Consider the following 10,795-nt stretch of genomic DNA (forward strand, 5'->3'; position numbering starts at 1 on the left):
TCAGGCAGCCTTCTTCGTCTTGGCCTTGGCGGGCGCCTTCATCTGCGCAGCCTTCTCTGTGGCCTTGCCGTAGTCGACCGCCATCAGGTCACCGAGACCGGTTGGCACGATGGCGCCCGGTGCCGTCTTCTGCACCTCCTGCGCGAGCAGGCCGATCTGCGGAGTGTCGCCGCCCTTGTAGTTGTAGCGATAGATCGTCTGGCCGTCGTGGAGCTGGCCGACCGGCTCGACGTTCTCCTTGGCCCGCTCGTCGGACAGGAGTCCCTTGAGAAGCCCGCCGCCACCGCCCGTGCCCAGCCCGAGCAGCGACGACCCGAGGCCCAGGATCGACTGCAGCGGGCTCGCCCCGCTGGTCTTGGTCTGGCTCGTGCCCTGCGTGACCTGCGTGCCGCCCATGGAGCCGATTGAGGTCGGAAAACTGGCGTACTGCGAGAGCGCGTTCCATGGCGTCGTCTGCTGCTCGCTGAAGAGCTGCTGAGCCGCATCCAGGCTGGCTTGGTTCTGCTGCTGCTGCATGCCGCCGACCTGCAGGAGGTTCGACGCGGGCGCATACCGAAGGGCATCGACGGACGGTAGCAGCCCGGCGCTCTGCAAGGCGGTCGACAGCCCCTGCTGGCCCGCGCTGATGGTCCCCTGCGCCCGCTGGAGGCCGAGGTTGGCGTTGAACTGCTGCGTGTTCAGGTCGTTGGAGGCGTCCGTCGAGGCACCGGCGAGGTTGTTGCTCGCGCCTTGACCGTAGGTCGACAGCGCGCCCTGAGCCTGCTGTAGGCCGAGGTTGCTGTTGAACTGCCCGCCGGCCAGCAACTGCCCTAGCACACCGGCCTGTTGAGCAGCCTGGCTCTGCGCGAGCCCGGCGCCCGCCAGTCGGTTCTGGTTGTTGGTGTTCTGGACGTTGCTGATATCGCCGGTGATGCTCTGACCCAGGCCCAGACGGGCCATTTTGGAGGCGTCCATCTGGTTGTTGGCGGAAAACTGGTTCTGGCGCTCGGTGTTGTACTGGTTGGCATAGAGCGCCGTGTCGGTGTCGTTGATCGCCTTGGCCATGCCGGCGGCGAAGTTGCCGGACCCGTACCGACCGGACGCCGCGTAGGCCTCCTTGGTGGCGTTCGACGCGTTCTGGTTCGAGGTCTTGACCAGCGCCTGAACGAAGGGGTTCGTCGTCGGGTCAAGGAAGTCGCCGCGTGCCACGCCTGCGAGGTTCTGCTCGGCGTAGCTCGGCCCCTGCGTCTGGTCGAACAGCTTCTGAAGCTGCGGCTGCGTGGTCAGATCCTGCTGACCGTTCATGAAGTTGCTGGCGACTTGGCTGACCTGGTTGCCTGGGCCGTAGGTGTTGGCCAGGTTCTGCAACTGGCTGAGGTCGACGCCCTTGACGTTGCCGAGCAGACCGAGCGCCCCGACCTGGCCCTGCGTCAGGCCATCGCTGTTCAGTCCGGCCGCCTTGAGCACGCTACCGGTGCCGGCGATGTTCGGGATGCCCTGCAGCATCGCGACGCCCTGCTGGGTGTAGGGCGACAGGCCGTTGTTGGCCAAGGTGTTCTGCAGATAGCTCGTGCCGATGCCGCCGGAGTTGTCCGACGCGGCCTGATCGCGCGTGCTCTGGATGCCGGCGCTCTGATCGTTCGAGAAATCTGCGACCCGCTGGCCGGAGTAGATCCCGTTGCCGATGCCTGCCTGATAGAGGGTCTGCGAGTCGTTCAGCGCGGTCTGGAGCCCTTGGATGGCCGGGGCCCACGGGTCCTTGGTCGAGACCTGCGTCGAGTTCTGGGTCTGGGTCTGTCCGCCGCCCATCAGTTCAGTTCCTTCCGATAAGAGACGGAGCACGCGTAATCTGGCATGATCGCGGCCCAGCCCGGCCGGCCGACGAAGTTGATGCTCTTGCAGCCGATCCGGCGCGCACCGGTCTCAATGGCGTTGATGGCGTAGCGCCAGACACCGCGCCCCCCAGAGCCCCCGAGCGCCAGCACCCAAGCGGTGCGCGTGCCGTCCTGATGGTCGCGCACCTGCGAGACGCCGGCGGCGACCGGGGGCTCGCCAAGCTCGCCAATCAGCATCAGGGCGCCCTCGCCGCGCTCGCAGATGCCGTAGAGATCCGCCGGCGTCAGTTCGCTTGGAACCCGGGCGCACGCGCCCTCAATCCATGGCAGAACCTGCGGCCACGTGAGTGGCAGCATCTCAGGCGACACTGGAGTCATGTTCATCGCTGGATGAGGTAATCGAAGATGCAGCCAGCCGCCGCAGCGGGATGCGAAATGGTGAACTGGCCAGCGTCGGACCCTGAATGCCACCAGCCGGAAGCCGCCGCATTGGCGGTAAGTGGCGACAGGAACACCGCGATCCCTTGAGCGCTGAGCTGATCCTGCACCACCGTGACGGTGGCACCTGGCGTCAGGGTGAGCGTCCCCCTGGCATTGGTCGCGCCGGCGGCCATCTCTCGCACGGCCCGGGTGACAGGAACGCCAGTCTCATTCGGGGCTGGGATCTGAACCGTCACCGCATGCCCTCGGCGGAACGCAACATCGGCTCGACCGCCTGGGCGTAGGTCCACGGGTCACCGGCTGCGATCCGAACGTCGACCTGATGGTAACGGCCGGACGCTCGGCAGGGTGCGAAGCGCTCCTTGTTCGGCGCGCTCTCCGGCCGTGGCCGCGGTGCATCGGTGACGGCGAGGCTTTCCCGGGTGGAGACGGTTGCGAACCACGCCGCCGCGTCGGTGTCGACCCGAACGCCGTCCGCGTAGGCTCGCCGGGGTCGCCCGGTCTGCACCCAGGCGGTCCCGATCCGCGCCTCAAGGCTCGCACCCTCGAGCAGGGCCAAGCGGTTGTCGGCCCCGAACACGCCAACCAACGGCACGCCGCCGGAGAACAGCGCGCTATCGGACGACAGCCCCTGCACGAAGCCGTAAGGGGTCGTGCCGCGGTCGATGTCCTCCGAAACGTTGTCGAAGGAGAGCGGCGCGGTCTCTGCGCGCAGCCAGTGCCGCACGAACACGTCGATGTTCGTCCAGCGATCAAGCACGAAGTCGTACACGATGGCGCGGTCGAGGGACGTCGGGTCGGCCGCAGTTTTGCTCTTGAAGGCCCAGAACACCCGTGTCCCCGTCGGATCCGAGGTCGCGACGCAGGTCTGGATGTAAGTCGGGTCGCGATTGGCCAGCATCCAGCGGTTGACCCGCTCCTGACCGATCGGAACCGAGGCGCCGTTCTGGAATGCGTAGAAGCCGTCCCGGTCCAAAAAGTAGATGATCGCGCCGATCTTGACGATCGACCACGGCGCCACCGCCCCGCGGTCCTCCTCAAGTTTGGTCCGCTGGAAGACCTCTCCGGTGCCAGCCGCGAACACGAACTGCTGGATGGCGCGTTCCTGAAACACCACGCCGACCTCGCCACCGACGAGACCGGTGACGCGCCCGCCGTCGGGGAGGATCTGAATGTCGCTGTCGTTGATGCCGGGCGTCCAGTAGGACGGGTCGCCGATGCCGGACCATTGCACGGCAGCCTCGTTGCCGAGCAGGCCACCGAGCATCACGAACTCATTGACGATCGCCACGAACCGGGCGTTCGGCGGCGGATCCGGCGAGGTGTAGGCGAGATCCGCGAACTTCGTCGTGGCAGGGGGCGCCGCGATGTCGATGGTCTGAGGCCGGGCGCCAGTGTGGACCGCGATCAGCTTCGATCCGTAGAGAGCGAAGGACCAATAATCCTCCGGCGGCAGCAGGTACGCGCTCGGGCCAGAGACATCGTCCCAGCCCAGCGTGGCGCCGTTGAAGCGATAGAGCTTCGTTGCGGTGCCAGCATACACCACCCAAGCGCCAGTCGAGAGCCGTACCGAGATCGAGCCCCGGCACACGCCAGGCAGCGGCAGGGTCACAGGTACGGGCGACGGCACGGGGCCGTAGCCGTTGGCCTGCGGGAACACGTTGCGCGCGATGGCGGCTGACGCGCTATCGACCGCAACCCGATCCGGCTCCCAGGCTCCGAACGGGACTGCGAGCGGCGGCGGCTCAACGGCGGGGACGGCGGAACCGCTCAAGGCATCGCCTCCGCGCTCATGACCCGCGAACGGCCCCAGCGGGCATCACGATCGGCCGAGTTGAGGTCAGCCAGAGCAGCCGCAGTCTGCTGCTGCCACATGGCGGCACGCTCGTCGTTCTTGAGGAACATCTCGGCCTCGGTCAGAACCCCGTAGAGGTAGAGGTCGAAGTGCGCGAGCAGCAGCCAGTCGTTGAGCACGCCGGAGAGGTAGATCGGCACGCCGCGATAGTAGGTCAGGTTGACCGGACCCGACGGCATCGGGAACAGCGTCGTGCCCTTGATGGTGAACTGACGCGGGATGCCGCCGGCACAGCCGTAGGGGTACCCCGACGTCAGCATATCGGGCGTGGCGTACTCCAGCGGCTCCGACCATGAGCCGATGCTGCGCACGCTGCGCCAGGCCTGATAGTCGCTCGGCAGCGAGCACGTTCCGGTCAGCGGGTCCGGTGTCAGGATCGCCTGAGCTTCACTACCTCCGACCCGCAGAAGCCGGTTCAGCTTCGACTGGAAATTCCGGATCCAGATCGGGAAGGTCGGGGCAAGCTCGGGCCGGTCGAGGTAGTCTAGCACCTGCGTCTGCAGATCGGCGAACGTGCCGCCGAGCGTCTTCACAATCGCGCCGTCGGCGGTGATGAAGTCGGTGTCGGCCGTCAGTGCGAACGCCGTACCGTAGGCGTGAGACGACAGATCCGCCCCGGGCGTCACGGTCGGCGCAAACCGCCCCACGACCGTCCCCGCAGGGGCGTTCAGCGGAACGGTGTTGCCGAACAGGGCGAAGGAGAGCGTCATCAGCGCCTCAGTCTGCTGAGTAGATGCGGACGTAGTCGACCAGCATTTCCATGCAGCCGCTTGCCGGGACATCGACGGGCCAGCCGCCACCCACCGACAAGTCGATCATCGCGAAGAAGGCGCCGAGGTTCGGGTCGTTCGCGCGGTAGAGCGGGAAGCGCACCAGTTCCTTCTCGTCGAAGTACCAGATCGCTTCCGCGTCCGTGATCCGCAGGCCGTAGGTGTGGAACTCGGTCTGGGTGTTGGCACCGCCGAGCATGTCGTCGAAATGCTTCTGCTGGTACTTTTCACTCGCGCCAGTCTGGCCCGGCCAATCGTGGATCGTGCCGACATACCCGAGCGGGAACTGCCCATAGCCTTCGATGATGTCGATCTCGACACCGCCCGCCGGGTTGTTGTTCCCGGCCACGTTGCCCAGCCAGAACGCCGGCCAGGCGCCGCGGACGGCGGGCATCTTCGCTCGCATGACGAAGTAGCCCTTGCGCACGGCACCCGGCGCCCGTCCGTTGGGGAAGCAGCTTGAGATCTGGCCCGAGTACCACCGCCGGCCCCAGCCTTCGGGGTCGGCGTACCCAGCGTCGTAGAAGGCCCGGATCGACAACATGCCGTTGGTGACCGTGTAGACCCGCGAGAACTGCGGCTCGTCCTTCGTGACGAAGTGAGCGCCACCGTACTGCCCGCCATCCGGCTTTGGGCCGATGAACCACTTGGACTGGTCGAGTGCCGTGCCGCTGAAGTCGTCCTCGAAAACGAGCCTCAGCGATCCTAGAAAGGGGCGACGGGCTTCCCGGCGCTGACGTTGACCACCACCTGAATTGTCCGGCGGATCTGCGTAGCCGGGCCGCTCCACACGGTGACATCGATCGGGAACGGACCATCCGGCAACGTCGAGACATCAACCTGCGCGGAATAGCTCGCCGCCCCGCTCAGCGTGATTTCCGGGGTGACGTGGCCGTAGTCACCGGACGTCTTGTGGAAGGCGACGTTGTACCACTGCGAACCGACCGAACCGGACAGAGTCGCCTTGGTGGCTGACGTGCCCGCGCCGACCTGAACGGTGAAGGCATCGACGGCCGGGGTTGTCCCGCTGCCAGTTCCGCCGGTCGAGCCGGTTCCGCCGCCGGTCGAACCGGAGGCCGGCGCCGGCAGGGCGGCCGCAAGGGTCGACTGCCACTTGGCTGCCATCAGGGCGGCGAGCGGTGCCTTGGGGTGAAGCTGGTCCTGGTAGTAGGTCGTGCTCGCCGGATCCTGCGCCTCCGGGATCGCCGCGAAGTCCACGAGATAGTCGGCGCCGATGGTGCGATAGTTCGCCCGCAGCCAAGCGTTGTAGGCGGTGACGTAGCCCTGCTGGGTTGCATTGACCGAAGCCGCGAACCCGGTGCCAACTGGCGTCAGGGTGCAGAGGACGACGACGAAGCCGGTGGCCTTGGCCTTGGCGACGTACTGCGTGACCACGGTGCGCAGCGCGGTATCGGTCGAGCCGTTGGACAGGATGTCGTTGATGCCACCGAGGATCGAGATCGTGTTGATCGTCGAGGCGTTGAACTTCGGGGCGTCCTGCTGATCGTACTGCGCGAGGGCGTGCGCAAGCGTGTCGCCCACGTAGGCGTCGTTGTAGATCGGAATGCCGGCCGAGGCGGCGATCAGCTTCGGATACTGCTGCCCATCCTGCAGGCCAGCGCCGAACGTAATGCTGTCCACCTCGAACAGAACTCCCCTGATCGCGGCGGTGCTGGGAGAGGTCGTCGGCGTGCCCGTCGAGGCCGGTGGGGTCGCCGCTGCCGGGACCAACCTGGCCCGAAGGTCGGAAAACTGCGCGTCGGATGTCGCTTTGTAGGCGTCAAGCATTGCCGCAATGTCGGTCATGGTCAGCGTCCTATCAGTTGATTACGAAATGTAACTGAACGCCGGAACGATGGCCGACACTGCGCGGGCGATGCTCGTCCCCATGTCGTTGTACATCGGCGTTGCCGGATGCACGTTGCCGCTCATCCAAGTTGGGCTCTTAGCGAGCTGCGACTCTTGGGTCACGTACCGCTGATGCCAGTCGTACATGATGCCGATATTGCGGGCGGCTCCGATCTCGCGAAGCGCATCGCGATACTGCTGCCAGAGTGGGGGTGATCCGGTCTCCATCGGCGAGCTAGAGACGACGGGCGGTGCAACCATGAAGAACACGTCGATGCCGGCTGCCCTGATCGCGGCGACGCCAGTGTCGATGTTCGACTTGAACGCAGCCTTCGTTGTGCCCGCGAGATTGCCGTCGTTGGTGCCGAGCTGAAGCCCGACGCAGTCCGGGTTCCAGGCGAGAATACCATCGACAGACCCGTAACCGCCCACACCTTCCGCCATGATGCTGCTGGTGCAGCCACCCTTGCCGGCGTTGATGATGTCGATGGAAGGGTTCTGGCTATCCCAGCAGTTGGCGCCGTCGATGTAGTTTTTCCCGCCGGAGATATAGCGGACGTTCAACGTGCCGTTGGTGGTGCGGGGAACGGTGAAGATGATCCTCTTCATGCCCCCGGAATTCGTCTGCACGACCCCCGAGGTGACGAGCGTGCCACCGTTCATGCTGACGCCGAACACGCCACCGCCGTCGTAGTAAACGACCTCAACCCGATCGACCGCGCCCGTCGTGACGAAGTTGATGGCGTCGCCCGCCGTCGTCATCTCGAAAAGCTGACCCGCAAGCGTGCTCGCCCCGCCGATCGTCGCCGTGCCCGTGAAGCTGACCCGGGTGTCGATCTGCGGCCCCTGATTGCCGAAGCTGACGAAGCTGTTGAGGTTGCCGCCAGTCAGGTGCGCGGCCATGAAAGCCGAGGTGCTGGTCGTGGGCCTGGCATTGTTGGGACCGGCGTCTTGGAAGCCGACCGTGATGCTGTCGCCGACCATCAGCAGCCGGGTATGCGTTCCGGCGGCCTTGGTCTTCGTGAACTGCGTGCTGGTGTCGTATCCATAGGCCTCTGCCGGCGCGAATGAGGGCGCGGAGACCGTGATCTGAGCCGTCGATGTCCGCGGCGAGCCCGTGGCTCCTGCCAGCGTCTCAACGAGGCTAATCGTAGGCGTGCCCGCAGCGCTGAACGTGCCCGAGACGGTCGAGCCAGACACGGTGAGCGTCGTCCCATTGCTCGACGTGGCCGTGACGGTTGAACCGGATGTCTTGCCGGTGATCGTGCCCGAATAGGCGCTGCCGGCGGTCGCGGTAAGCGGCGAGAGTGTCAAAGCGGAAAGCGTCGGACCAGCGGCAACCGGCGTGGTCGAAACCTCTGTGCTCTGCGCGCCTTCACCGGCCGAGTTCACGGCCGAAAGGCTGTAGAAATAGGTCGTGCCGTTGGTCAGGCCGGTGTCTGTGTAGGGGCTGGTCGTGCCAATCGTGCCGACCAGCGCGCGCGAACCTGATGCTGTGCCACGATAGAGCTTGTGGCTGGTGATCGCTGCCCCGTTGGCGGCGCCGTCCGTCCAGGCAACAGAGATCTGAGCGGTGCCAGGGGTGAGCGTGATCGTAGGCGCCGCCGGAGCGGTCGCTTGGACCGGTGCCGCTGCCGCGGTCAGCGTGATTGAGGCTGGGTTTGTAAGGCCGCCGCCATTCGACGTGCTGATCGCCTTGGTGCCCGCGCTCGCGGCGGTGTACGTGAAGGTTGCGGTCGGATTGTTGCTCGCGCCGAGCGAAACCGAAGTTGGCGTGAACGTCCCGCCGTTTCCGCTGTCGGATGGAGTGACAGTGACAGGGGCACTAAGTGCGCCCTGCGCAGCGACGGTGAAGTTGCTCGACGCCGTGCCCGCCGTGCCGCTCGTCGGACCCGTAAGCGTGTAGGCCGTCGCAGGCTGCGGGACGGCCGCAGCCGCCATGGCCTGCGAAACTGAGAAGTACGGCGTGCCATCCAGATAGGAGAAACGGATCAGGTTAAGAATGCCGGAGGTGTTTTTGTAGCCAGACGATGTGCCAAGCTCGGTGAAGCCCGAGAACGTGACCGTGCTAACGCCATCCGCCACCAACGGCAAAAGGCATGTGCCGCCATTGGCGACCGCGCCAACGCTCAGCGAGAGGGCGCCCGAAACGAAGAGCCTCGGCATCGTTTTGTTGCTGTCGAGCGGGATGACAGTCGCCGCAGCAACTGCCATCGGCAGGACATCGGCCGGCGTAATCGGGCGAGACATCAGGCGGCAACCCCATACAGTTCTTGGGCATCTGCTCCGAGGAGCTGCTGGCCATCGCTGCCAGCCAGGAGAATGAAGCCCGGTGGCGCGGATGGCCCTAAAGGCGCTGCAGCGACCGCAACCGAGGCCGTTGACGTGAACGGAGAACCGATCGCGCCAGTCAGGGTCTCAGTCAGCGTGATCGTCGGCGTCCCAGCGCCTGAGAATGTGCCAGAGACGACGCCGCCGGAGACTGTCAGGGCCGTGCCGTCGCTTGACACCGCAGTGACCGTAGATCCGGCTGTCTGGCCGTTGATCGCTGAGGCGAATATGATGGTGGCAGTCGCGCCTAGATTTAGAAGCGAAAGCGCGCCGAGCTTGGGCGCCCCCGCCGTCACCCCGATCAGTTCTGTCCGGGTGAACGGCGGCTGCGCGCCACTGGTATCGACCGCCCGCCATGTGATGCGGAACGCTTGGCCGACGCCGACAAAGCTCGGCGACGCGACGGTCAGCGTACCGGTGCTCGGATCGACCGTGAAGGCACCACCGGCGTCATCATCGAGGCTGTAGAGGAAAGCCATCGCTTAGCCCTGTGCCGGCAGCGGCCACACGCCGGACAGATCGCCGAGGCTGACCCGCTGGGCGCGATACAAGCTCTCGTCGACGTCGGCAGCCGTGAACCCGAACGCGTCCTTGAGCTGCAGGAGCTGCGCACGAAGCACGTTGTTGGAGTAGTTCAGTCGCTCGGATGCGACCTTGCCGATCCGCTGCTTGGCGGGATCAGAAGAGGACACGAGTGCTGCCACCTTGGCGGTGACATCGTCGATGCGGCCCCAGAGCATGAGGCCGACGCGCCAGTCGCCCAAGGTCGGATTGTCGGGAACGGTCGGCGCCGGCGGCTTGTAGACCGTGAGCGCGCCATTGATAAACCGATGGCCGGCCTGATCCGCTAGATAAGCCTGCCAGTCCTGTTCGGAGACAGCGAACGCGCCAGCCGGAATGCTCGGGCTCACGCCTTCGACATAGAAGGCGACGCGATCGGGGTTCGCGGCGTCTACGGTTGCGAAGATACCCATGTCAGTATCCTACCGCGTGCCATGCGACGATTGCGGTCGGTGACGTAATCCCGCCGCCAGCCGCGACATCGCGCACACGGGCTCCGAACGAAGACTGCCCGATGCCATCGACCATGCAGGACAGGGCGTCGGAGGTGTTGCCGAGAGGGCTAGCGACTGCAGATTTGCAAGCGTTCGGGAAAGTGAGCGGATAGGTGATGAACGTATCGCCCGCGACGCTGGTCTGGCCCCATTGCTCGATGAAGCCGTCCGACCACCTGCGATACCCGGAGGCCCCTGAGATGCTGTAGGCGGTGACGGAGGCGGTGCCGTTGCCGTTTCCGGTCCCTGCCCCGATGTTCGTGCGCGCCTGCGCCTGCTGGGCAGTTGTGAGCGTCTGAGCCGCATACTGAACGGCTGGGATCGCAGCGACCGCGGCGCCGACGAAGGACGTAGTCGCGAGCTGCGTGGTGTTGGTGCCTGCCGCAGCGGTCGGGGCCGTTGGCGTGCCAGTAAGGGCCGGCGAAGACAGCGGCGCCAGCAGGGCGAACCGGGCCGCGACGCTCAAGGAGGTCAGCGCCTTGGCGTCATCGGTTCCGGCCGCGACATCGCTCTGCGCTGCCTTCGGGACGGTAATGGTACGATCAGCCGTGAGATCGCCGCCACCGGTGGCCAGGCCGCCCGACAGGATCTGGCGCGAGGTTGCAACGCCGCCTGTGCCGGTTCCGCCCCCCGCGCCGCCTGTCGCCACCGCCGTGGCCACAAACTGCGTCGTGGCGATCT

At 65.9% G+C, this 10,795-nt stretch carries 11 protein-coding genes; all 11 read right to left on the minus strand.

Annotated elements, in window-relative coordinates; all coding sequences use genetic code 11:
• Complete coding sequence (locus tag FV233_RS17990; protein ID WP_147898292.1) at window positions 1-1,788, minus strand: tail fiber domain-containing protein; 1,788 nt, start codon at window positions 1,786-1,788, stop codon at window positions 1-3.
• Entirely contained in the window at window positions 1,788-2,198 is a 411-nt protein-coding gene (locus tag FV233_RS17995) for a hypothetical protein (RefSeq protein ID WP_210249489.1), read from the minus strand. Before FV233_RS17995 ends, FV233_RS17990 begins: the two co-directional genes overlap by 1 nt.
• Complete coding sequence (locus FV233_RS18000; protein WP_147898294.1) at window positions 2,195-2,428, minus strand: hypothetical protein; 234 nt, start codon at window positions 2,426-2,428, stop codon at window positions 2,195-2,197. Before FV233_RS18000 ends, FV233_RS17995 begins: the two co-directional genes overlap by 4 nt.
• A 59-nt stretch (window positions 2,429-2,487) precedes the next feature.
• The gene (locus FV233_RS18005) at window positions 2,488-4,029 is read right to left on the minus strand and encodes a hypothetical protein (protein ID WP_147898295.1); all 1,542 of its coding nucleotides are present in this window, start codon (window positions 4,027-4,029) and stop codon (window positions 2,488-2,490) included.
• Window positions 4,026-4,820 carry a hypothetical protein gene (locus FV233_RS18010; protein WP_147898296.1) on the minus strand — a complete coding sequence of 265 codons (795 nt, stop codon included), beginning with the start codon at window positions 4,818-4,820 and terminating at the stop codon, window positions 4,026-4,028. The genes FV233_RS18005 and FV233_RS18010 overlap by 4 nt, the downstream gene beginning before the upstream one ends.
• 7 nt (window positions 4,821-4,827) lie before the next feature.
• Window positions 4,828-5,670: a glycoside hydrolase family 16 protein gene (locus tag FV233_RS18015; protein ID WP_147898297.1), complete on the minus strand. Its 843-nt coding sequence runs from the start codon at window positions 5,668-5,670 to the stop codon at window positions 4,828-4,830.
• Window positions 5,586-6,686, minus strand: coding sequence for a GDSL-type esterase/lipase family protein (locus FV233_RS18020; RefSeq protein WP_147898298.1), 1,101 nt, complete (start codon window positions 6,684-6,686; stop codon window positions 5,586-5,588). The genes FV233_RS18015 and FV233_RS18020 overlap by 85 nt, the downstream gene beginning before the upstream one ends.
• A gap of 21 nt (window positions 6,687-6,707) precedes the next feature.
• Window positions 6,708-8,978, minus strand: a complete 2,271-nt coding sequence (locus FV233_RS18025) for a GDSL-type esterase/lipase family protein (RefSeq protein WP_147898299.1) — start codon at window positions 8,976-8,978, stop codon at window positions 6,708-6,710.
• Window positions 8,978-9,538 carry a hypothetical protein gene (locus FV233_RS18030; RefSeq protein WP_147898300.1) on the minus strand — a complete coding sequence of 187 codons (561 nt, stop codon included), beginning with the start codon at window positions 9,536-9,538 and terminating at the stop codon, window positions 8,978-8,980. Before FV233_RS18030 ends, FV233_RS18025 begins: the two co-directional genes overlap by 1 nt.
• A gap of 3 nt (window positions 9,539-9,541) precedes the next feature.
• Window positions 9,542-10,033 carry a hypothetical protein gene (locus FV233_RS18035; protein ID WP_147898301.1) on the minus strand — a complete coding sequence of 164 codons (492 nt, stop codon included), beginning with the start codon at window positions 10,031-10,033 and terminating at the stop codon, window positions 9,542-9,544.
• Between the two features lies 1 nt (window position 10,034).
• The coding region (locus FV233_RS18040; RefSeq protein ID WP_210249490.1) for a hypothetical protein at window positions 10,035-10,795 on the minus strand (761 nt) is incomplete at its 5' end.

Origin of the sequence: Methylobacterium sp. WL7 (assembly GCF_008040085.1) — a bacterium.
GTDB classification, from domain to species: Bacteria; Pseudomonadota; Alphaproteobacteria; order Rhizobiales; family Beijerinckiaceae; genus Methylobacterium; species Methylobacterium mesophilicum.